Annotated in this window: 21 protein-coding genes and 1 tRNA gene; 13 read left to right on the forward strand and 9 right to left on the reverse strand. The window is 70.2% G+C overall.

Annotated elements, in window-relative coordinates; translation table 11 throughout:
* The first annotated feature begins 106 nt into the window (after nucleotides 1–106).
* The 9 genes from Voc01_RS28145 to Voc01_RS28185 all read left to right on the forward strand — a co-directional run bounded on the left by Voc01_RS28145 (nucleotide 107) and on the right by Voc01_RS28185 (nucleotide 10,208).
* Nucleotides 107–2,047, forward strand: a complete 1,941-nt coding sequence (locus Voc01_RS28145; RefSeq protein WP_275423762.1) for a KedN5 family methylcobalamin-dependent radical SAM C-methyltransferase — start codon at nucleotides 107–109, stop codon at nucleotides 2,045–2,047.
* A gap of 219 nt (nucleotides 2,048–2,266) precedes the next feature.
* The gene (gene arsM / locus Voc01_RS28150) at nucleotides 2,267–3,496 is read left to right on the forward strand and encodes an arsenite methyltransferase (protein ID WP_203930590.1); all 1,230 of its coding nucleotides are present in this window, start codon (nucleotides 2,267–2,269) and stop codon (nucleotides 3,494–3,496) included.
* A gap of 33 nt (nucleotides 3,497–3,529) precedes the next feature.
* Nucleotides 3,530–3,985 (forward strand): hypothetical protein, encoded by a 456-nt coding sequence (locus tag Voc01_RS28155; RefSeq protein WP_203930591.1) that lies wholly within the window; start codon nucleotides 3,530–3,532, stop codon nucleotides 3,983–3,985.
* Nucleotides 3,986–4,006: 21 nt separating this feature from the next.
* Complete coding sequence (locus Voc01_RS28160; protein ID WP_203930592.1) at nucleotides 4,007–4,165, forward strand: hypothetical protein; 159 nt, start codon at nucleotides 4,007–4,009, stop codon at nucleotides 4,163–4,165.
* 87 nt (nucleotides 4,166–4,252) lie between these two features.
* Nucleotides 4,253–5,287 carry a hypothetical protein gene (locus Voc01_RS28165; RefSeq protein WP_203930593.1) on the forward strand — a complete coding sequence of 345 codons (1,035 nt, stop codon included), beginning with the start codon at nucleotides 4,253–4,255 and terminating at the stop codon, nucleotides 5,285–5,287.
* Nucleotides 5,284–6,750 (forward strand): APC family permease, encoded by a 1,467-nt coding sequence (locus Voc01_RS28170; protein WP_203930594.1) that lies wholly within the window; start codon nucleotides 5,284–5,286, stop codon nucleotides 6,748–6,750. The genes Voc01_RS28165 and Voc01_RS28170 overlap by 4 nt, the downstream gene beginning before the upstream one ends.
* Nucleotides 6,747–7,058, forward strand: coding sequence for a response regulator transcription factor (locus tag Voc01_RS28175; RefSeq protein WP_203930595.1), 312 nt, complete (start codon nucleotides 6,747–6,749; stop codon nucleotides 7,056–7,058). Before Voc01_RS28170 ends, Voc01_RS28175 begins: the two co-directional genes overlap by 4 nt.
* 13 nt (nucleotides 7,059–7,071) lie before the next feature.
* On the forward strand, nucleotides 7,072–8,397 hold the full coding sequence (selA, locus tag Voc01_RS28180; RefSeq protein ID WP_203930596.1) for an L-seryl-tRNA(Sec) selenium transferase: 1,326 nt from the start codon (nucleotides 7,072–7,074) through the stop codon (nucleotides 8,395–8,397).
* Nucleotides 8,397–10,208: a selenocysteine-specific translation elongation factor gene (locus Voc01_RS28185; RefSeq protein ID WP_203930597.1), complete on the forward strand. Its 1,812-nt coding sequence runs from the start codon at nucleotides 8,397–8,399 to the stop codon at nucleotides 10,206–10,208. Before selA ends, Voc01_RS28185 begins: the two co-directional genes overlap by 1 nt.
* On the opposite strand, the gene Voc01_RS28190 is transcribed toward Voc01_RS28185, so the two are convergent.
* On the reverse strand, nucleotides 10,200–11,336 hold the full coding sequence (locus Voc01_RS28190; RefSeq protein WP_203930598.1) for a flavin-containing monooxygenase: 1,137 nt from the start codon (nucleotides 11,334–11,336) through the stop codon (nucleotides 10,200–10,202). The genes Voc01_RS28185 and Voc01_RS28190 overlap by 9 nt on opposite strands.
* Nucleotides 11,329–12,384: a methyltransferase gene (locus Voc01_RS28195; protein ID WP_203930599.1), complete on the reverse strand. Its 1,056-nt coding sequence runs from the start codon at nucleotides 12,382–12,384 to the stop codon at nucleotides 11,329–11,331. The genes Voc01_RS28190 and Voc01_RS28195 overlap by 8 nt, the downstream gene beginning before the upstream one ends.
* Before the next feature lie 559 nt (nucleotides 12,385–12,943).
* On the opposite strand from Voc01_RS28195, the gene Voc01_RS28200 reads away from it, so the two are divergent.
* On the forward strand, nucleotides 12,944–13,858 hold the full coding sequence (locus tag Voc01_RS28200; protein ID WP_203930600.1) for a LysR family transcriptional regulator: 915 nt from the start codon (nucleotides 12,944–12,946) through the stop codon (nucleotides 13,856–13,858).
* 4 nt (nucleotides 13,859–13,862) lie between these two features.
* On the opposite strand, the gene Voc01_RS28205 is transcribed toward Voc01_RS28200, so the two are convergent.
* From Voc01_RS28205 to Voc01_RS28225, 5 genes are read right to left on the reverse strand one after another with little or no spacing between them, the layout of a single operon-like run.
* Complete coding sequence (locus Voc01_RS28205) at nucleotides 13,863–14,540, reverse strand: ABC transporter ATP-binding protein (RefSeq protein ID WP_203930601.1); 678 nt, start codon at nucleotides 14,538–14,540, stop codon at nucleotides 13,863–13,865.
* A complete protein-coding gene (locus tag Voc01_RS28210) occupies nucleotides 14,533–15,381 on the reverse strand; it encodes a transporter substrate-binding domain-containing protein (RefSeq protein WP_203930602.1) in 849 nt (282 codons plus the stop codon). The genes Voc01_RS28205 and Voc01_RS28210 overlap by 8 nt, the downstream gene beginning before the upstream one ends.
* A 40-nt stretch (nucleotides 15,382–15,421) precedes the next feature.
* A complete protein-coding gene (locus tag Voc01_RS28215; protein ID WP_203930603.1) occupies nucleotides 15,422–16,063 on the reverse strand; it encodes an ABC transporter permease subunit in 642 nt (213 codons plus the stop codon).
* Complete coding sequence (locus Voc01_RS28220; protein ID WP_203930604.1) at nucleotides 16,060–16,782, reverse strand: ABC transporter permease subunit; 723 nt, start codon at nucleotides 16,780–16,782, stop codon at nucleotides 16,060–16,062. Before Voc01_RS28220 ends, Voc01_RS28215 begins: the two co-directional genes overlap by 4 nt.
* Nucleotides 16,783–16,791: 9 nt before the next feature.
* Nucleotides 16,792–17,310, reverse strand: a complete 519-nt coding sequence (locus tag Voc01_RS28225) for an OsmC family protein (protein ID WP_203930605.1) — start codon at nucleotides 17,308–17,310, stop codon at nucleotides 16,792–16,794.
* 320 nt (nucleotides 17,311–17,630) lie between these two features.
* Here Voc01_RS28225 and Voc01_RS28230 point away from each other — a divergent pair.
* Nucleotides 17,631–17,726, forward strand: a tRNA-Sec gene (locus tag Voc01_RS28230).
* Between the two features lie 100 nt (nucleotides 17,727–17,826).
* Here Voc01_RS28230 and Voc01_RS28235 read toward each other — a convergent pair.
* Together Voc01_RS28235 and Voc01_RS28240 are read right to left on the reverse strand one after the other, a co-directional pair.
* Nucleotides 17,827–19,380, reverse strand: coding sequence for a multicopper oxidase family protein (locus tag Voc01_RS28235; RefSeq protein ID WP_203930606.1), 1,554 nt, complete (start codon nucleotides 19,378–19,380; stop codon nucleotides 17,827–17,829).
* Nucleotides 19,377–19,841 (reverse strand): hypothetical protein, encoded by a 465-nt coding sequence (locus Voc01_RS28240; RefSeq protein ID WP_203930607.1) that lies wholly within the window; start codon nucleotides 19,839–19,841, stop codon nucleotides 19,377–19,379. The genes Voc01_RS28235 and Voc01_RS28240 overlap by 4 nt, the downstream gene beginning before the upstream one ends.
* Nucleotides 19,842–20,008: 167 nt before the next feature.
* On the opposite strand from Voc01_RS28240, the gene Voc01_RS28245 reads away from it, so the two are divergent.
* Entirely contained in the window at nucleotides 20,009–20,356 is a 348-nt protein-coding gene (locus Voc01_RS28245; RefSeq protein ID WP_203930608.1) for a hypothetical protein, read from the forward strand.
* The gene (locus Voc01_RS28250) at nucleotides 20,353–20,802 is read left to right on the forward strand and encodes a MerR family transcriptional regulator (protein WP_239160543.1); all 450 of its coding nucleotides are present in this window, start codon (nucleotides 20,353–20,355) and stop codon (nucleotides 20,800–20,802) included. Before Voc01_RS28245 ends, Voc01_RS28250 begins: the two co-directional genes overlap by 4 nt.
* Nucleotides 20,803–20,812 lie beyond the last annotated feature (10 nt).

The raw sequence follows: 20,812 nt of genomic DNA on the forward strand, positions 1-20,812 counted from the left end.
CCCGCCCATGTGCGTGGCTCCTAGGGTTTACCCGATTCTGCGCCGTTGGCGCCCACATTAGTTTCTGAGCTGTTTTATCGGCGGACGGCAAGATTCGGGGTCACAGGTGGCCATTTCTTCTCGTAAGCGAATCGTATGGATCGTCCAACAGGGCGTCTGGGACATGCCGAAAGAGTCGATGCCGTTGGCCGCCGGTTATCTGAAGGCGACGGCGTTGGCGTGCGAGTCGATTCGCGACGAGATGGAGATCCGCATCTTCAACTTCGGCGGCGGCGACCCGGTGACCATCATGGCGGAGACCATGTTCGCCGAAGGCCGGCCCGACATCCTCGCGTTCTCGGTGATGGGCTGGAGCTATTTCTCGTTCGGGAACATCGCCGAGGGTTTCAAGCAGATGAATCCGGACGGCTGGGTCGTCTTCGGCGGTCCGCACGTCGCCAACCAGGCGGTCCGGGTCTTCCGGCAGTTCCCCGAGGTCGACGTCGTCGTGAACGGCGAGGGCGAGTTCGTCTTCCGTGACATCCTGCTGGCCTACCTGGCCGGGCGGCCGCCGTCCGAGCTGCACGCGATCGGCGGGATCAGCTTCCGCGACCCCGACCGCGAGGTGGTCACCACCAAGGAGCCCGAGCGCATCGTCGACCTGGACAGCATCGCGTCGCCGTTCCTGACCCACGCGATCCCGCTCACCGACGCCGTCGGCGAATTCCGCTACGACGTGGCGCTGATGGAGACCAACCGCGGCTGCCCGTACAAGTGCGCCTTCTGCTACTGGGGCGGCGCCGTCGGCCAGAAGGTCCGCGCGTTCTCCCGCGAGCGGCTGCGTGAGGAGCTGGAGATCTTCGCGTACCACAAGGTCCACACGATCGTGCTGTGCGACGCCAACATCGGCCTCCTGCGCGAGGACCTCGAATTCGTCGAGGACGTCATCCACCTGCGTGAGAAGTACGGCTACCCCCGCGCCGTGGAGGGATCCTGGGCCAAGAACAAGTCCAAGTCCTTCTACGACATCGTCAAGCGGATGAAGCAGGTCGGCATGCGCAGCTCGTTCACGCTGGCCCTGCAGACGCTGGAGGACGCCGCGCTGGAGCAGATGCAGCGGCGCAACATGAAGGTCAACAAGTGGGAGGACCTCGTCCGTTGGCTGCGTGAGGAAGGGCTGGACTGCTACGCCGAGCTCATCTGGGGCGCACCCGGCGAGACCGTCGAGTCGTTCTTCGAGGGCTACGACCGGCTGGCCCGCCACATGACCCGGATCGCGGTGTATCCGCTCCTGCTGCTGCCGAACACCGACTACTCGGCACACAAGGCCACCTACGGCTTCCAGACCGTGCGCGGTGAGAACGACGACTTCGAGTACGTCCTGGCGCACAACACCATGACGATCGCCGAGAACCTGCGCATGAAGCGGTTCATCCTGTGGGCCCGCTCGGTCGCCGAGCACCTCGTGTTCCGGCACATCTGGGCGCCCCTGCGGGAGTACGCCGGCCTGACGCAGTCGACGGTCATCCGCAACATGGTGGCCTGGTTCGAGACCGCCGCACACCCCGCCGCCGTCCGCCTGGCCGCCGTGGCGGCCAAGGTGGAGCGCGTGCCCAGCGCGGTACCCGTCTTCCTCCGGCAGTTCTACGGCGAACCCGACATCGACGAGGTGCTCGCGCTGTGGTGGCGCGAGGCCGTGGTGCCACTGCTGCCGGCGGTGTACGTCGACCTTCTCACCGAGATCTTCCGGTACGACTGCCTGACCCGCCCGGTCTTCGACCTGCCCGAGGTCGAGAGCGTGACGCTACCCGTCGTCGACATCGACGGAGAGCCGCACTACCGCCGCTCCGACGTCGGCCTGGACTTCGACGTGCCGGCCGTACTGGCAGCGCTGGAGAAGGGCGTGAAAAGCGTGCCCTGGCCGCGGCCCACCCGCGTGGACATATTCTCGAAGGTCGGCTTCCATCAGTGCTACGCCAGCCATGAAGAAGGCTTCTACTATGTCGGCCGGACGGGCGAGGAATTGCGTGACGAAGGTAAGGTAATACCTTCAACGACGGGCCGCTGACCAGTATCGAGCGGCATTTGTCTGTACCTCCGGTACCGGTTTTCCCTGCTATCGATAAGTGGCGCCCAATGCATTTCCCATAATGACCGATCGGTCTGTCGAACGGGTGTCATAGGCGCAACCTTATCGGTGGACATCTTTCTTGACTCGTGATTTCGGCCGCCCGCATAATCACATTGTCCTGACGGCCGACATGAAGTGAGGAATTGCATGGCCGGGATGAAGTGGTTCTGGCGCGCGGTATGCGCGCCGCAGTGCTCCGACTCGTGTCAGGTCAACTGTCCCGGCTGCTACGCGATGGCGGAGGAGTGGGAGAAGCAGGGGATCGTCACGCCGGTCACCGGCAAACAGGCGCCGAAGTTCAGCTGGAGCAAGGCGGGCGAGTTGTGGGCCTGCTGGTCGAAGAGCGCGTCGGCGCGCATGCTGGTCCGGCTCAACCCCGCGAGCTGGCGTCGTCGGCCCGCGAACGCGGCGGCCCCGTCGGCCGCGTCGGCTCCGGTCGCCGTGAAGGCGTCGGGAGGATGCGGCTGCCACGGCGACAGCATGCTGCCGACCGTCGACGCGGGGATCAGGTTGACCGCCGCCGACACGGTGCGGGCCGGCGTCACCCAGCACTACGACGAGCACGCGAAGAGCGTCCGCGCGGCGGCCGACGGCTGCTGTGGCGGTGGCGCCACGGTCGGGCTGCCCGAGGAGGTCAGCTGCGTCAACGAGTACGCCGACAGCGACCTGCAGCAGATCCCCGCCGACGCGATCACCGCGTCGCTCGGCTGCGGCAACCCGTTCGAGCGTGCCGGACTGTCGCCCGGCGAGGTCGTGCTCGATCTCGGCTCGGGTGGTGGCCTGGACGCGATCGTCGCGGCCCGTCGGGTCGGACCCGAGGGGCACGTGTTCGGCCTCGACATGTCCGACGAGATGCTGTCCCTGGCCCGGGCCAACTCCGCCAAGGCGGGCCTGACCAACGTGGCGTTCCTGCGGGGCGACATGGAGTCGATCCCCCTGCCGCGCGCGTCGGTCGACGTCATCATCAGCAACTGCGTGGTGAACCTCGTACCCGACAAGGGTCGCGCGCTCGCGGAGGCGTTCCGCGTGCTGCGTCCCGGCGGACGGCTGGCCATCTCCGACATCGCCAGCCGGCTACCGGTACCGGCGGAGATGCGCTCGGATCTGGCCGCGTGGGCGGCCTGCATCGGCGGCGCGCTCACCGTCGAGGAGTACCGGGAACGGCTCGCCGGGGCCGGCTTCGTCGACATCGAGATCGAGCGGGAACGGGAGTACACCGCGCGCGACGCCGAACTCGGGGGCGTGGCACCGATTCTCGAACGCGCGGGCCTCGCCGACGCCCTGGCGCTCGGCTTCGCCAACACCAGCGTGCGCGCCCGTAAGCCGGGCGTCGCGGAGCAGGCGGAGCGGATGCTCGTCCCCTCGACGTCCGTGTCCACCGACTGACGGCACACGCCGGTCAGGAAGAGGAGAGAACGTATGACAACAACCGACGAACGCATCCCGCCGGCGGTATCGCCGACGGAGATCGCCGCGCGGCGCCTCAAGGCCGCGCCGACAGACCGGGTGGTGTTCCGGGTCGCGGGGCTCTACGGTGTGTCGACCCACAGCGCCGAGTTCCCCGTCAGCGCTTCCGAGAGCATCGACACCGGCACGGTATCGATCACACTCGATCCCGAGTCCGGCGCGTCCGGGAACGTCGGGATCATGGACTTCGAGAAGCGGTACCTGCGGGTCCGTTACAACATCCACGCGGTGTTCCCCGCACTGCACCAGCTCGTCATGTCCGGACAGCACGACCTGAGCCTGCTCGGCCCCGTCCGGGCCACCGCGACCGACGAATGCGCGGTCACCGAGGACTTCAGCGGCTGGCGTGCCCTGGGGTGTATGGACTTCCTGCCCGGCTCCCTGTGGGCCGGCGCCTCCGGTGGTTGAGACGGCCGTATAACCTCCAGTTTGGAGGACACGCTTCTCGGCCTTCGTGAGGGCCGACCCGTCCACGTCGCTTACGACACCACCTTCCTGATCAACTGGCCGCAACATCTCGGCGGCGGATCCATCAACCTGTCCCTCGAGGGCGCCATGGTGCTCATTCCGGAGCTCGGCAGCCTCTGAGGCGGCTCGGCGCGCGCGGAAACGGGCGGGACCGCAGGGTTCCGCCCGTCGCGTGACCACCCCCATCGCCATTGCAAGGAGCTGACCATGCCGTACCTGCGCAGCCAACCGCCCGGGTTCGTGTTCCTGGCCCATCCCCGCGACGTCAAGGACCTCTACAACGTCCGCGGCAGCTCCGTGGTTGCGCAGCACAGCTCCAGTGAGGAGGAGTTCCGCGACAAGATGCTCACGATGCCGCCGACGATCACAGGCGAGATCACCTTCGGCTTCGACGTGCTGCGCGGGGAGTTCCTCGCGGTGCTGTGCCTGCCGGACACCATCCTGTACTCGCGGGGCCGGGAGCAGATCGACCTCGCCGTCCAGGTGGCGCACTCGCGCGGAGCGCGCGTTCTCGGGCTGGGGGCCCTGACGGCACCGGCCACCCGCGGCGGGCTCACCCTGGTGCCGAAGCTTCCCCGGGGCATGACGGTGACCACCGGCAACGCCTACACGGCGGCCGTCGCCCGGCGCAACGTGATCGAGGCCAGCGAGGCCACCGGAATGGGTGACAGCGCCACGGTCGCCGTCGTCGGATGCACCGGGTCGGTCGGGGTGGCCGCCTCGCGACTGCTCGACCGGGAGGGCTTCCGGCTCGTGCTGATCGGGCGGAGCCAGACGAGGGTCCGCAAGGAACTGGCCGACATCGTTCCGCGGGCACGGGTCTCGGGGACGATCGGCGACGTCGGGCAGGCCGACATCATCCTGCTGCTGACCGGCGACCCCTCCGCGTACGTCACCCCGGATCTCGTGAAGCCGGGTGCCGTCGTGCTCGACCTCGCCCATCCGCTCAACATCCAGCACGAGGACTACCCGTCGTTCCGGCAACGCGACGTTCGTGTGGCCCAGGGCGGACTGGCGCGCATTCCCGGCTACCACCTCACCACCGACCTGCGCCTGCCCGACCGGCACAGCGCACTGGCCTGCCTGGCCGAGACCTACCTGTTCGCGAAGGAGGGCATCACCGAGCACTCCGTGGGGCACGCCTCGGCGGACTTCGCCGTGCAGATGGAGGCCGTCGCCGCCCGCCACGGGGTCAGCCCGCGCCCGCTCGACCTCGACATGAACGCGCGGGCGGCGCGGTGAACGGCACCGACGACCAGACCATCGGTGGGCGGTTCGGCATCGCCATCGCCGCGGGCGTGCCCGTTCTGGTGCTCGTGTCGATGGGACCGGTCGCCGCGCTCGTCGGGAACGCCTCGATCGTGGTGTGGTTGCTCTCGGCCCTGATCGGTCTCCTGATGGCCGTCATCTTCGCCGAGCTCGCCGGCGGCTACCCGCGGGTCAACGGCGGGGTGGCCGTGCTCGCCGCCGAGGTGCTCCAGCCGCGAAGCCGCGCACTCGCCCGGGTCGCCCAGTGGAGCTACTGGTTCGGCTGGAGCCCCGCGCTGGCGATCAACGGCCTGCTGGTGGGCGCCTACGTTCAGAGGATCGCCTTTCCGGACGGTCCGGCGTGGACCGCCGCGCTCATCGCCGGTCTGGTCCTGGTCACCAGCGCCACCGTCAACCACTTCGGCATGCACGTCGGCGCCCGGCTGCAGGTCGTGCTCGTCGCGTGCGTCGTCGGCGTCGTCGGTCTCCTGTTCTTCGGTGCGTTGGCCAAGGGGAACATCGACCTGGACCATCTGCACCCCTTCGCGCCGTCCGAGGGCTGGCTGTCGGGCGCGGGTGTGCTCGGGCTCGCCGGAGCTCTGTTCATCGCCGGCTGGAGCGCCTACGGATCGGAGCTCGCGCTGTCCTATGCGATGCGGTACCGCGACGGTCTCCGGCAGGCCCTCCACGTGCTCGCGTTCGTGGCGCTGGTCAGCGTGTTCGCCTTCGGTGTCATCCCGTTCCTGCTCCTGGCGGTCGTCGGACCGGAGGGCCTGGCCGCCGACCCGGCGGACGCCTTCGTGATGCTCAGCGAACGGTCGACCGACATCGGTGCCAGCGTGGTGCTCGGGGTGCTGGTGCTCGCCCTGCTGCTCGGGCTCAACATGATCGCGGTGGCGTCGTCCTGGACGCTGCACCAGATGAGCACCCGCGGCGACGCGTGGCCGACGCTGGGACGGCTCAACCGTCACGGCATGCCGGCACGGGCGCTGCGGTTCGACGTCGGGGTGAACCTGCTCCTGATCGCCGTGCTGACCGCGCTCGCGCGCGGTGACACGGCCGAGGTGCCGATCGCCGTGCTGGCCGCGGCGAACGTCGGCTACTTCATCAGCATGACCCTCGCCCTAGCGGCGGCCTGGATCAACCATCGTCGGCCGGTGCGCCGCGGCCTGCTGCGGCTGCGCTCCGGCCTGGCGCGGACGGGCCCGGCGATCGCGGGGCTGAACCTCGTTCTGCTCGCCTGCGCCGGATGGGCCTGGGGCTGGCAGAACATCGTCGTCGGGACGTTGATGCTGGCCGGCGTCGTGGGGCTCGGTGCGGTCGCCAGGCGGCCGCGGCGGGCGACCGCACCAGCCGACGTCACGATGCCGCCTTGTTGGGGCCGAGCCGAGGCGGCCCGCCATACCTCGGACGACCGGAACCCGATACACGCGGGAGAGAGGTGGCAACAGCCATGACAGCGCGGGGCCGCATCGTGTCGACGCCCGGAAACAGCTTCGTCCTGAAGCAACTGTCCGACCGGGAGATCCAGACCGGTCCGGGACGGACGTTCGTCCTGGAACAGCTGACCGACCGTGAACTCCAGGTGCTCGGGCTCGTGGCCGCGGGTCACCGCAACCGCGAGATCGCCGAGGTCCTCAACGTCACGATCAAGACGGTGGAGTTCCACCTGAGCAACATCCTGGGCAAGCTCAACGCCCAGTCGCGCACCGAGGCCGTCACGCGTGCCTGGCAGGTCGGCATGCTCCGGCTCAACGCCTCCTGACCGGCGGCCGACGATGCCGAAGACGACTGTCACGCCGGACCCGCGACGGGCCGTTCCGGCGACCGACACGCTGCTGCGTGATCCCCGTCTGCTCGCCGCCCTCGACCGGCTCGGGCCGACCGTGGTGCGGCGGGCCGTCACCGCCGCACAGGACCGGGCCCGTCGCGGGGAGATCAGCCCCACCGACGTGGCCGACGCGGCCGTGTCCGCGCTGCCCCGTCGACCGACCACCCTGCGGCCGATCGTCAACGCCACCGGCGTTCTGGTGCACACGAACCTCGGGCGGGCCGTCCTGTCCCCGGCCGCCCGGTCCGCGGTCGGGGTCGCGTGCGGGGCGACCGACATCGAGTACGACCTGTCGACCGGGCTGCGCGGCCGCCGTGCGTCCGGTCTCGCGGCCGCGTTGGCCGACGCCGTGCCCGCCGCGGAGGACGTGCACGTCGTGAACAACAACGCGGCGGCCCTGGTGCTCGCCGCCACCGCACTCGCCCGGGGCGGCGAGATCGTCATCAGCCGGGGTGAGCTGGTCGAGATCGGCGACGCGTTCCGGATCCCGGAGCTGTTGGAGTCCACCGGAGCCAGGCTCCGCGAGGTCGGAACGACCAACCGCACGTCCATCCGCGACTACCGGGACGCCGTCGGGCCGGCGACCGCGTTCGTCCTCAAGGTGCATCCGTCGAACTTCCGGGTCGAAGGCTTCACGCGTGGCGTGGGGGTCGCCGAGCTCGCCGCTCTCCCCGTGCCCGTCGTGTTCGACATCGGATCGGGACTGCTCGCCCCCGAACCGGCCCTGCCCGACGAACCGGATGCCGACAGCGCCCTGCGTGCCGGCGCCGCCCTCGTCACCGCCAGCGGCGACAAGCTCCTGGGCGGCCCTCAGGCCGGTCTGCTGCTGGGCAGGCGCGAGCTGGTCGCGCGGCTGCGCCGTCACCCGATCGCGCGCGCGTTGCGGCTGGACAAGCTGACCGCCGCGGCGCTGGAGGCGACGCTGCGCGGACCGGCGCCGCCGACGCTCGCGTCCCTGCGCGTTCCGCTGCCCCGCCTCGGGTTCCGCGCCGACGCGATGGCGTTGCGTCTGGTGGGGCACGGCATCGACGCGCGGGTCGTGGAGAGCTGGGCGGTGGTCGGCGCCGGCGGTGCCCCGGGCGTCCGCCTGCCGAGCCGGGCGGTGAGCCTCGACGAGCGGCTCGCGGTTCCGCTGCGTCGGCTGGACCCGGCCGTGGTCGGTCACCTCGACGGCGGCAGGCTGCTGCTGGATCTGCGGTCGATCCCGGAGGATCTCGACGAGACGGTCTGCGCCGCCGTCGTGGCCGCGGCGTCGGGCAACGGGAGCGGGTGATGCACGTCCTCGCGACGGCCGGACACGTCGACCACGGAAAGTCCACCCTGATCCGGAACCTGACCGGGATGGAACCCGACCGGCTGGCCGAGGAACGCACCCGCGGTCTCACGATCGACCTGGGGTTCGCGTGGATGACGTTGCCGTCGCGGCGGCAGGTCGCGTTCGTCGACGTGCCCGGCCACGAACGGTTTCTCGGCACCATGCTCGCCGGCGTCGGCCCGGTGCCGGCCGTGCTGTTCGTGGTCGCTGCGGACGAGGGCTGGAAACCCCAGTCCGAGGAGCACCTCGCGGCGCTCGACGCGCTCGGTGTGCGGCACGGGCTGCTGGTGGTCACCAGGAGCGACCTGGCCGATCCGGCACCGGCGCTCGCGGCCGCCCGTGAGCGGCTCGCACGATCGAGCCTCGGGACGGTGCCCGCGGTCGCGGTGAGCGCGGCCACCGGTGCCGGCCTGCCGCGGCTCGTCGCCGCGATCGACGAGGTGACCTCCGGCCTGCCGGAGCCGGACCGGACCGCACCGGTGCGACTGTGGCTGGACCGGTCGTTCACGATCCGGGGCAGCGGGGTCGTCGTGACCGGCACGCTCGGCGCCGGCACGGTCGACATCGGCGACGAGCTGGAGCTTTCGCCGTCGCGGCAACGGGTGCAGGTGCGTGGGCTGCAGACGCTGGAGCGGCCGGCCCGTTCGGTCGGGCCGGTCGCCCGGGTCGCCGTCAACCTCCGCGGTGCGGAGCGGTCTACGGTCTCGCGGGGCATGGCGCTGCTGACCCCCGGACGGTGGTCGCTGCCGGACGTCGTCGACGTCCGGCTCGACCGGCCAGGCGACGCCGAGGAGTCCGACTGGGAGGTGCCCGGTGCGGCGGTGCTGCATGTCGGCTCCGGCCGGACGGTCGTGCGGATCCGGCCGCTCGCCCACGACCGGCGACGGCTGGTCGCCCGGTTGGCCCTGCGCGACCGGATGCCGCTGCACGTCGGCGACCGGGCCGTCCTGCGTGACCCGGGCCAGTCGCACGGGGAGACCCGCGTTCTCGGCCGGGTGACCGTTCTGGACGTGCGCCCGCCCGCGCTGCGCCGGCGGGGCGACGCCGCGCGGCGGGGCTTGCGGCTGCTGGAGCTGGTGGACGTCCCGGACGGCGCGGTGATGCTCGACCAGCACGGCGTGCTGCGCCTGCCGGACTTCACCCTGATGGGTGTGGCACCGCCCGACGTCCCCGCCGTGGGGGAGTGGCTGATCCACCCGGACCACCGTCGGAGGATGGGGGAGCGGCTGGTCTCGCTGGTCACCGGGTACGCGGTGAGGAACCCGCTCGAACGCGGCATGCCGGTCGACGCGGCCAGGCGGGCCCTCGACCTCCCGCACCGCCGGCTCGTCGACGCCGTCCTGCCCTCGCCGTTGCGGATCGTGGAAGGGCGGATCCGGCGGGCCGACCAGGTTCAGGAACTGCCGGGCCCGTTGGCGCGGGCCGTCGGCGTGGTGGTCACCCGGCTCGCGGAGGCGCCGTTCCGGGCGCCGGAGCACCAGGAGCTGGCCGCGCTCGGCCTGGACCGCAAGGGGCTCGCCGCGGCCGAACGCACGGGTCATCTGCTGCGGATCGCCGACGGCGTCGTCCTGGCGCCCGGTGCCGACGAGGAGGCGGCGAGGATCCTGGCCGGGCTGCCGCAGCCGTTCTCCGCGTCGGACGCCCGCCGCGCCCTGGACACGACCCGCCGGGTGATCATCCCGTTGCTGGAGCTGCTCGACCGCGGTGGCTACACCGAACGGGTCGACGCCAACCAGCGTCGCTGCCGGACGCCCGCCACGTCACCGTGAGATGGCCGCCGCGATCGTTCGGGCCGCCCGCCGTGCCTGTGACGGCATCTGCGGCAGCCGTCCGGTGACCGCGGGTTGGAAGCCGACGAAGACGACGCCGGGCGCGCCAGGACAGGGGCCGCCGTCGCCGCGGACGAGGTGCCCCCTGTCGTCGAAGACGTCGAGTTCGGCGGCGAGCGTCCGGACCCGGCTGCGGTATCCGGTCGCCGCCAGCACCACGTCGGGCTCGACCTCCTGACCATCGACGAGCCGCACGGTGGTGGCGGTGAACCCGGCGACGGCCGGCAGGAGGTTCACCGTGCCGGCGCGCAGGGCGGCCACGATCCCGTCGGCCACGACCGGTTCCGTGCCGTCGCGGTGGAGGGCGGTGCCGAGCCGGGCGGTGGGCCGTGGCAGGGGATCGGGCCAGGTGCGTCCCAGCAGACCGTGCGTGGCCGCGCCGGCGACGTCGAGCAGCCACGCCGGGGCGTACCGGGTGACCGGCAGCGGGGTGAGCGGATAGCCCGCGACCTGCCGGGGGAACAGGTTCGTGCAGGAACGGACGGACAGGTCCACCCGGCCGGCGCCGCCCTCGGCGAGCAGGAGTGCGATCTCCAACCCGCTGGCACCTCCTCCGACGACCAGCACGTGCCGTCCCCGGTACGGCCCGGGATTCCGGTACTCCGCCGCGTGCGCGAAGTCGCCGCCGTAGTGGTCGATTCCGGGCCACGGCGGGACCACCGGTTCGTCGAACGGCCCGGAGGCGACCACGACGGCCGCCGCGGTCAGGTCGCCTTTGGACGTGCGCAGCGTCCACCGGTCGGGTCCCGCGCCGGGAACGATGCGGTCGACGTCGACCTGCGTGACGATGTCGAGCCGGTGGGAGTCGGCGTACCGCTCGAGGTAGGCGACATAGTCGTCACGCGAGACCCAGCGACCCGCGCCGCGGGGGACCGGTCGGCCCGGCAGCGCCGACAGCCAACGGACGGTGTTGAGCCGCAGCCCGTCGTACCGCGACCGCCAGTTGGACCCGACCGCACCGCCGCGCTCCAGCAGGGTGGCGCTAATGCCCCTGCGACGGAGCCCGGCGGCGACGGCGAGCCCCGCGGGCCCGGCGCCGACGATGACGACCCTGGACGTGTCAGGCACGGTGCCCCCGCAGCATGACGAAGGGCCGGAAGTCCACCGCCGGCAGCGGTTCCGCTCCGGTCAGTTCGTATCCGGCGTTCGCGAACAGCTCCTCGAACTCCTCGATGGTCCGCTCCCGGCCGTTGACGGTCAGCAGCGAGTTGATGTCGATCAGGCGGGCGACCGGATCGTGTGCCGCGCCGCTGGGCAGGAAGCCTTCGAAGGCGATGAGTGTGCTGTGCGGGAGAGCGGCCATGTAGCAGCTGTCGAGCAGCCACGACGCGGAGTCGTCGTCGCAGTCGTGGAGCACGCCCTTGATGACGTAGAGGTCGCCCCCCGGTGGCACCCGCTGGAGGAAGTCCCCTCCCACGACGGTGACCCGGTCGGCCAGTCCCAGGGCGTTGATCACGGTTCGGGCGTGGTCGACCACGGGTGGCCGGTCGAAGATCACGCCCGTCGCGCCGGGCGCCAGGCGCAGCAGCGCGGGCAGCAGCCGGCACTGCCCGTCGCCGATGGCGACGATCCGCCGGCACGACTCCAGCGCGCTGTCGCGTTGCAGCGCCGGCAGGACGGCGGCTTCGATGTCGACGAGCCGGTCGGACGTCGCGAGGCGGCCTTCGGGATGCGCGTCCCGGTACTGCCAGGTGTCCATTCCGATGACGTCGGACGCGACCGCCCGGTTCCTGGTGACCGCCTCGGTGAGCTGGGCCGCACTGCGCCAGTGGATCGGCTCGTTGGCCGCCAGGGCGATCTCGCGCAACGAGTGCGGTCCCCGGCGCAGGCACTCGCTCAACGCGTTGATGGCGAACGTCTCGTCGGCGGGCTCGTCGAGGAGACCGAGGCTGACGGCGGTGCGCAGCAGCCGCAGCATTCCGGCCCGGTCGACGCCGGTCGCCCCGGCCAACCGGGTCGCCGTGCTCGGTCCGGTGGAGAGGCGGTCCGGGATGTCGAAGCGGGCGACCGCCGCCACCACCGCGGTGACGTGATGGCCGAGGATCATCTGCAGCACGGTCCGAATAGGCGTGTGAACAGCAGGGCTGACCGGCCGGCCGGTTGTCTCGATGCCCATGCGCCGACCGTATGCCGAATATCGGAAGAAAAGCCTAGGGTTTTGCCGGGTGCGCTTCGCAGGTGCTGGTAGCCGCCAATCCGGCGTTTGCCGCCGGCATTCCGTGGTTATGCGGCGTGAGCACCAACAATGGAAATTGATTCGATGGTCGACATATTCGTTTTATGTTTGCCGTCATTCTGGTTCGGCACAAACGGAACCAATGGGGCAATCTTATTGCGCTGGCAGTGCAGGGAAGCTTAGGCTGGGCTTAGATGTCGCGGTCGGCGCGGTCGTTCCATGACGAATGCCTCCAATGTGCCACCTGACTTGTTTTCGCCGGTAATGGCTGATGAATTGACGTGATTCTTGCTGATCACACGGGTACCGGAAGATCGAAGACTCGCTATAATTAAAAGGAGCCGGCGTGCAACGGGGGAGGCTTATTGTGCGCAGACGTGAAACGGAATCAGCGCGTTTTCGGGCACAACCGGCCGGCCGTCGAAATGGCGCTTCCCCGGCCGGAATCGCTCCCACCACCCGGAGCCTGAGGGCCGACGCCCTGCCGGACTCCGCGCTGGTGACCGACTCGTTCCTGCGTCCGACCTACACGCTGGAACAGATCCGGACCTTCCTCGCCGTCGCCTCGCGCGAGCACGTCACCCACGCCGCGCAGGTCCTGCGTCTCAGCCAACCCGCGGTCACGCAGCAGGTCCAGCTGCTCGAGCGCGCACTCGGCATCCGCCTGCTCGAACGGGTCGGTCGCAACGTCCGGCTCACCAACGCCGGGGTGGAGGTCGCCGGCGTCTGCCTCCTCGTCATGCGCGCGTTGGAGAACCTCGAGAAGGTGGTGCAGGGGCTGCGCGGTCTCGAACGTGGGTCGCTCACCATCGGCGCCACCGAGCTGACCGCATCCTTCTATCTGCCCGCGGTGCTCGGCCAGTTCGCCGCGAACCACCCGGGGATCAGCGTGGGCGTCGTGGTCGCGCCGGGCGACGAGGTGTGCGCGGAGGTGGCCTCCGGACAGCTCGAGTGCGGCCTGGTCGACGGGACGCACGAGGCGCAGCCCAACCTCGTGCGCACCGAGGTCGACAAGACCGACGTGGTGCTCGTGTCGCACCCCGGCCATCCCTTCGCCACGCGGACCGACTTCTCCCGCGACATGCTGCGGTCGACGAGGTATCTGGTCTGGGCGCCCGGCTCCGCCACGGAGGCCCTCGTCGCGGAGGCGCTGGGCGACCACTACGGTCTGGCCTCGCAGATGTTCGTGGGCAGCATGGAGGCCGCCCGCCGGTCGGTGCTGAGCTCGCCCCACTTCCTGGCGGCCATGCCGTCGGTCGCCGTTGCCGACGACATCGCCTCGGGTGCGCTGGCGGTGCTCGGACGCAACTGCGGCTGCCTGCCGGTGTACGCCGTGCGGCGCCAGGGCCCCGACAGTCCGGGTGTCGAGGCGGCCTGGCAGATGATGATCCGTCCGCACGAACAGACGTCGTGACGCCTCAGACGCAGATCCGGGTGACCCGACCGGCCTCCATCTCGATCCGGCACGTCTGCAGCGGTGCGACCTCCTCGTCGCGGTGACTGGACATCACGACGGTCGCTCCCTGGTGCACCAGCTCCTTGATCGCGGTCAGGACGATCCGGGCCGACCCGTCGTCGAGGTGGGCGGTCGGCTCGTCGAGGATCAGGAGCTGCGGCTGCGGAGCGAGCGCCCGGGCGAGAGCGACCCGTTGGCGTTCCCCACCAGACAACGCGTGCGGGAACGACGCGTGCTTGTCGCCGAGCTCGAACCGCTCGAGCCACGACCGTGCCGACCGGCGCGCCTCCGACCGGGACACCCCGAATCTCCGGACGCCGGCCGCCACGTTGTCCAGCGCCGACAGGCTCTCGAACAGCGCCAGCTCCTGCTGCACCGTGCCGGTGCTGCGCCAGACCTGCTCGGCCTCCCGGTGGCTGCGGCCGGGCATCCACGAGCCGAGCGCCCACACCCGGCCCGCGGTGGGTGGGCAGAGCCCGTTGATGGCGCGCAGCAGGGTGGTCTTGCCGGCGCCGCTCGGGCCGGCGAGGACGATCCACTCGCCGCTGCAGCACTCGAACGTCACGTTCTCGACGAGCGTCACCTCGCCGACGCAGACGCTCAGGTCGCAGCAGCGGACGTTGACACAGGACTCACCCATTGGGCCACACCTCGACGCTTCCCTGACGGGGGACCGGTGCGGTCGACGACGGGCCGAACCAACGGTCGTACATCTGGTCGTACTCGCCCGAGGCCATGATGTCCTGCAGCGCCAGGTCCACGGCGTTGCGCAGGGTCGAGTCGTTCTTGCGCATGGCGATGCCGTCCAGCTTCACGCCCGTGCCGCCGGGCACGTTCAGCACGGTGAGGTCGGGCTCGTTGCGGGCGTAGCTGGCGAGCACCTCGTAGTCCTCGGTCCACCCGGCGATGGCGCCCTGCTTCACGGCCGCGAGGGCGGCCCGCTTGTCGCCGAACTCCTCGATCTCCGGGTCGCCGGTGACGCCGTTGCGCTTGAGCCATGCCTTCCAGTTGCCGATCGAACTGCTCCCTCGGCTCGCGCCGACCCGCTTGCCGACGAGGTCCTTGTAGGAGGTCGCGGTGTTCTTGCGGACGACGAAGGTCTGCACGGAGTGGAAGTAGGTCTGGCTGAAGTCGACCTGGTCTCCGCGCTTGCGGGTCTTGCTGATGCTCGCCACGGACAGGTCGACCTTGCCGTTCTGCAGGAAGCTGATCCGGGTGAGCTCGTCGACCTTCACCATTTCCAGCTTGACGCCCCACCGCTTGGCGATCGCGGCGGCGATGTCGTTGTCGAATCCGACCCACCGTCCCTGCTCGTCGAAGGAGCTGTGCGGCGGGTTGTCGACCCGGCTGCCCACCTTGAGGACGCCGCGCTTCTTGATCTCGTCGAGGAGGGACTGCGCGCCGGCGTTGGCCTCGCCGGCTTTCGCACAGCTCGCGCCGCCGAGCAGCAGTCCCACCACCAGCAGGATCCTCGCTGCCACCGGGCCGAACCGGGGTCTGGGTTTCCGCGCCATGTGCCGTTCACCTCGCCTGCTTAGCGAATCGGATAGTCAGGTAGGACAGGGTCTGTGTGAGGACGGCGATGGTCACCAGGTAGATCGCCGCCGCGACGAGGAGCACCGTCAGCCAGCCGCTGGTGTCGGTTCGTTCGCTGAGGATGCGTGCCACGGTGGTGAGCTCGCCGATACCGAGCACCGTCAGCGCACCGGTGTCCTTGAGAAGCGAGACCCAGTGGGTTCCGAGCGCGTCGAGCGACCGGCGCAGCGTCCAGGGAATGCGGAACATCAGCCACTCGCGTGTCGGTGAGATTCCCAGCAGCCGGGCCTGTTCCCGTAGCTGCGGCGGGTAGGCGGCCAGATAGGACCGCAGAGCCTCGCCGACGTGGGAGACGGAGTAGAGGAACAGGGCGACGAAGCCGCTGGCCACCAACGGCAGCGTCGTCGTCTGCGCCAGGGCGAACACGAGGATGAGGAGGGGTACTCCGCGCAGGATGGCCAGGCCTCCCTGCACCGACAACGTCACGCGGGGCGCGGCGACGCAGGCGGTCGCGTACACGATGCCGACCGCCAATGCGAGGCCGCCGGCCACAACCGCGCTGAACACGCTGAGCAGCAGCCCGCCCGGTCGCTGGTCCGGCAGCCCGATCAACAGGTTGACGATCACGCGCGTCCCCCGATCGGAACGCGCGGTGCGGATCCGGTCCGCACGACCGGGGTGCGGCGGCGGGTGCCGAGGCGGTGCTCGAGGATGCGGGTCGCCGTCCAGATCAGGAAACTCAGGACGACGTACACGCCGGCGCCGATGGTGGCGTACCGCGTCACCTCGAACGTCTCGTGCGACCGGCCCTGCACCCAGCCGAACAGATCGGCGACCGGGAACAGCGCCGCGAACGCGGTGTTGTGCAGGTGATGGACCATCCGGGCGCCGGTCGGCGGGAGGCTGGCGGTGGCCGACTCGCGTACCAGGAGCCGGTACCGCCTCCACCTGGACAGTCCCAGAACCCGCGCCTGCTCGAGCCGGGCGGTGCCGAGTGACCGGTACCCGCTCCGGAAGATGACCGCGAGGTGACCCGTCGAGCCCAGCGCCAGCGCGACCACGATCGCCCACGCCACCAGGACCATCCCGTCGGAGGTACCGGGAAAGGGGTTCGGCATCCAGGCGGGTGGTACCTGGGGCATGGCCGCGAGACCGGCGACGACGACGAGCAGGCTGGTGGGAACGCCACGAGTGAGCAGGATGACGAGGTCGGCCGGGTGTCGCACCAACGGCGACTGGCTCAGCGAGCCGGTGGCCAGTAACGCGGCGAGCGTCAACCCCGCGATGGCACTCGCCGCCCAGATGATGACCGTGCCGAGGATCGGCGTCAGGATGGCCGACGGCATCGACGTGGACTAGTCGCGCGCGGCCACGACCCGTTCGGGACCGGCGACGCTCCCCGCCGGCGTCGGCGTGTCGGTGTACTCCCACTCCACGCGGACGCGGACGTCGATGCCGTCGCGCACCGAGGACGTCACCGTGCAGTGCTTCTCGAAGACCTCCTCGCACCGGCGGGTGCGGCCCGAGCGCTCCATCAGCACCGGGCGGAGCACGACGTCGACGTGGTCGATCCTCGGCAGCCCCTGCGAGTTCGGCGCCACCACGGCGACGACCTCGGAACGGAAGTCGTCGACGGGCAGATGGGCGTGGCGCAGGGTCTCCAGCAGGCTGGCCGAGAGGCAGTGTGCGATCGCGGATCCGAGCAGTGCCGGGGTCGCCGGCGCGGCGGCCTCGCCCACCGGGTCCGGTTCGTCGGACAGGTAGGACTCGCCGTGCTGACGGCCGTCCTCGCTGGCCTGTGACCGGAAGCGGTACCTGTCCTGGTGGTGCAGGTCGACTCGAAAGTATCGGCGATCCTGATTGCGCATCTCCATGGCGATTCATACCTTCCTGTTTGTCGCGGGTTGGTTCGCTTGGAGGAGGGCGGCGTGACGTAATGCAACCGATCGGATGGGACGCCGTGCTGCTGAAGGCCATTTCCGGCCTTCGGTGCGAGAATTACTGGTAAGTAAGTTCCGCGCCATTCGGTGTCGACTGTCACATCGTATTGACGGATACGTAGCGTTGCAATACATAAGCTAATTTCATTTCGGGAAGACAATCAAATCCATAAGGTCGTCTTATGGATTCGACCTTGGCCCGAAAGGCGCCTGAGCATTGACGATGGCGGTCGATCTCCAGTAGGTTCTGGGGCGGAGGTGTCTGGGTGCCTGGTGGTCCCCGCGGTCTTCAAAACTGACGTGGCCGAGCACCTCGGCCAGGCGGGTTCGATTCCCGTCCACCTCCGCCAATGCGGAGCGCGCCCACGTTTTACGTGGGCGCGCAGGCATGGGAGAATTCGTTGACCGGTGCTACTTAATAGGCGTTTTTCAGTATGAGAAATACGCTTCCTACACCACTTCGAAGTTGCCCATCATCGCCATGTCCTCGTGTTCGAGGTTGTGGCAATGGAATACAAATCGTCCTTTGTGGCCCGCGAAGCGGGCGATGACGGACACGTGCTCCGACGGGCGCAGATCGATGGTGTCCTTCCAGCCGGCATCGTAGGGACCACGGTCCTCGACGCCCCGCTGCAGCACCTGACACTGCACCAGGTGGATGTGGACGGGGTGGTGGAAGTCGGTCGTGAACCGCCAGATCTCCACGTCGCCCAGCCGCGGCGTGGCGTCGCTGCGACCCGGGTCGAACGGCTGCCCGTTGATCTCCCAGACATGGTCGCCGCTGGTGCGGAACACGAAGTCGCGGGTCGTCGTCGCCATCCGGGGACGCAGCGGCTCGATGGTGGACAGCCGCTGGGGAACCGAGCTGTCGTCGACGGCCCGCCGCCCCACCCGGAACTGCATGACGTCGGCGGTCGTGCCGCGGCCGAGGTCGTTCCGCAGGGTGACGGCCTGACCCGCGCGGTAACTGGAGAAGTCGACCACGATGTCGAACCGCTCCGCCGGCGCGATCTCGATCCGGTCGTGGGCGATCGGACGTTCCAGCAGGCCGCCGTCGGACCCGATCTGGACCAGGCCCGTCCCGTCGGGCGGCGGCGGGTCGAGCGCGATCCGGTACCGGCGCGTATTCGAGGCGTTGAGGACGCGGAAGCGGTAGCGCACCGCGTCGACCTCGAGGGTGGGCCAGGGCGTCCCGTTGACCAGGATCACGTCGCCGGTGACGCCCTGGCGGTAGGGACGGGGCACACCGTGGCGGTGCAGCAGGGTCGGGTCGAGGGACGGGTAGAGCAGCGAGCCGTCGGCCCCGAACGCCCGGTCGGTGATCATGAGGGGAATCTCCCGGTCGCCGGCGGGCAGCGGCAGCGCCTCCTCCTCGTCGTCGCGGACCAGGTGGAAACCCAGCAGGCCCCGCCACACTCCCGGCCCGGTGAAGTCCATCCGGTGGTCGTGGTACCAGAGCGTCGCGGCCCGCTGGAGCACCGGGTACTCGTAGTCGCGGCTGCCCACCCGGATGTCCGCCCGCGGGTCGTGGTGTCCCGACGCGTGGCCCCCCGGCGGGAAGCCCTCCGGGATCAGCAGATCGGTCGGGTAACCGTCGCTGGACGCCGGCGTGTGCCCGCCGTGCAGGTGCACGACGGTGGGGACGGGCAGCAGGTTGCGGTGGCGCACGACGGTGCGACGACCGCTCCGCGAGATGATCGTGGGCCCGGGGAACTCGCCGTCATAGCCCCAGATCCCGGTCGACACCCCGGGAATCAGCTCGACCCGGGCCGGCCGTTGCGTCAGCTCGTAGCGGTCGGTGTCGCCGTCCCGCGTCGGCTGCAGAACGCGGGGGACGCGCAGCGGAACCTGGAACGGCGCGGGCAAGGGCAGCTCACTGCGAAGCAGCCGCCCCGTCTCCGCCGGCGACGCGAGCCACGGCACGCTCGCGCCGGCGGCGGCCGCCGCACCGACCCCGCCGGCAAGCCCCAGCACGCGCCGGCGGTTCATCCGTGCCGGGCTCATGTCGTCTCCGGGGCGGCCGCCGCGCGGCGCTGGCCGAAGGTGGACCGCCACGACCAGACCGTGAGCAGCGTCGAGGTGGCGAAGATCGCCAGGGCGAGCGGCACGTGGACACCGATCACCCGCTCGATGCCCGAGGCGATCTGCAACGGCACGGCGATCGACACACCGAGACAGGCGAGTGCCGGCCACCCCCGTCCTCCGCCCGGCCGCCAGTACACGACGGCGAGGGCGGTCTCCGCCAGGCCCAGCGCGCCGACGACCTGGGAGTTGACGAAGTGGGCGCGCAGCATCTCGAAGTCGCCGGACATGAACCGTCCCGCGAAGGCGGCCTGCACCAGCACGGCCAGGGTGTGCGCGGTGAGGACGACCCGGAGGGCCCAGCGCAGCGGCCACGCCACGAGCGTGGCCGGTTGTTCTGCCGCGGCGTTTGCCGGCACCTGGGCTGTGGCGACCTGATCCATGATCGCTCCCGCTTCATACGTAGCGACGCTATACTGTAGTAACGCTACTCCTTAGATGCGCCCGACGACAGATCGAACCCGTGCCCGCTGAGGGGTTGCATCCTGTACCGGGGTACAGGCTTACCGTCAGAGCTGACCGCGTTCGTCTGCCTGGTGGAGGATTTGTGATGTCGATCGAGGTTCCTGCCGCGTGCACATTGCCGACGGCCGAACGTCCGTTGCGGGTGGCCGAGTTCGAGGACCTGTTCGCGACGGCGGTGCGCGAGGTGGAACCGGTCGGCGCGGGCCATGTCCGGGTGCGGCTCGCCGGGCCGGTGGGGCTGGAGGAGCGCGTCCGCGATCTCACCGCGCGGGAGACGCGGTGCTGTTCGTTCTTCACGTTCACGGTCTCGGCGCAGCCCACGGCCGACGGGGAGAGCGTGACGGTCGACGTGCGGGTGCCGGCGCCCTATGCCGGTGTGCTCGCGTCGCTGGCCGAGCGGGCCCGGACCGTGTCGGCGGGAGGGGCACCGTGATCCCGGCCCGGTCGGCCGGACTGCGCACCGGTGAGGTGGCCGAGCGGGCCGGGGTGAACATCCAGACGCTGCGGTACTACGAGCGGCGCGGACTGCTCGCCGCGCCGGTCCGGTCGATCGGTGGGCACCGCCTCTACCCACCGGACACGGTGGCCCTGCTGAACGTGATCAAGGCCGCGCAGCGCCTGGGCTTCACCCTCGACGAGGTCGCCGACCTCCTCGACGCGGGACGCCGCCGGCACCCGACCCGGGACCTGCGCGAGCGCGCGACGCGCAAGATCGACGAGATCGACCGGAAGATCGCCGACCTCACCGCCATCCGCGCGGCGCTGACCGAGGTCGCCGAAGCCCGGTGCGAGAGCCTGGCCCACTGCACCTGCGTCGACTGCCCGGTCCCGTTCCTGACCATCGGCTCCGCCGAGTCCCACGACGAGGACCCGACCTGAGCCTTGGCCG

The organism is Virgisporangium ochraceum, assembly GCF_016863655.1.
GTDB classification, from domain to species: Bacteria; Actinomycetota; Actinomycetes; order Mycobacteriales; family Micromonosporaceae; genus Virgisporangium; species Virgisporangium ochraceum.

Bases quoted from the DNA above. Each gene is read 5' to 3' on its own strand.
- arsM (WP_203930590.1), top strand. From the start codon at position 2,267: ATGAAGTGGTTCTGGCGCGCGGTATGCGCGCCGCAGTGCTCCGACTCG.
- Voc01_RS28155 (WP_203930591.1), top strand. From the start codon at position 3,530: ATGACAACAACCGACGAACGCATCCCGCCGGCGGTATCGCCGACGGAG.
- Voc01_RS28165 (WP_203930593.1), top strand. From the start codon at position 4,253: ATGCCGTACCTGCGCAGCCAACCGCCCGGGTTCGTGTTCCTGGCCCAT.
- Voc01_RS28175 (WP_203930595.1), top strand. From the start codon at position 6,747: ATGACAGCGCGGGGCCGCATCGTGTCGACGCCCGGAAACAGCTTCGTC.
- selA (WP_203930596.1), top strand. From the start codon at position 7,072: ATGCCGAAGACGACTGTCACGCCGGACCCGCGACGGGCCGTTCCGGCG.
- Voc01_RS28185 (WP_203930597.1), top strand. From the start codon at position 8,397: ATGCACGTCCTCGCGACGGCCGGACACGTCGACCACGGAAAGTCCACC.
- Voc01_RS28195 (WP_203930599.1), bottom strand. From the start codon at position 12,384: ATGGGCATCGAGACAACCGGCCGGCCGGTCAGCCCTGCTGTTCACACG.
- Voc01_RS28205 (WP_203930601.1), bottom strand. From the start codon at position 14,540: ATGGGTGAGTCCTGTGTCAACGTCCGCTGCTGCGACCTGAGCGTCTGC.
- Voc01_RS28220 (WP_203930604.1), bottom strand. From the start codon at position 16,782: ATGCCGTCGGCCATCCTGACGCCGATCCTCGGCACGGTCATCATCTGG.
- Voc01_RS28225 (WP_203930605.1), bottom strand. From the start codon at position 17,310: ATGGAGATGCGCAATCAGGATCGCCGATACTTTCGAGTCGACCTGCAC.
- Voc01_RS28235 (WP_203930606.1), bottom strand. From the start codon at position 19,380: ATGAGCCCGGCACGGATGAACCGCCGGCGCGTGCTGGGGCTTGCCGGC.
- Voc01_RS28240 (WP_203930607.1), bottom strand. From the start codon at position 19,841: ATGGATCAGGTCGCCACAGCCCAGGTGCCGGCAAACGCCGCGGCAGAA.
- Voc01_RS28245 (WP_203930608.1), top strand. From the start codon at position 20,009: ATGTCGATCGAGGTTCCTGCCGCGTGCACATTGCCGACGGCCGAACGT.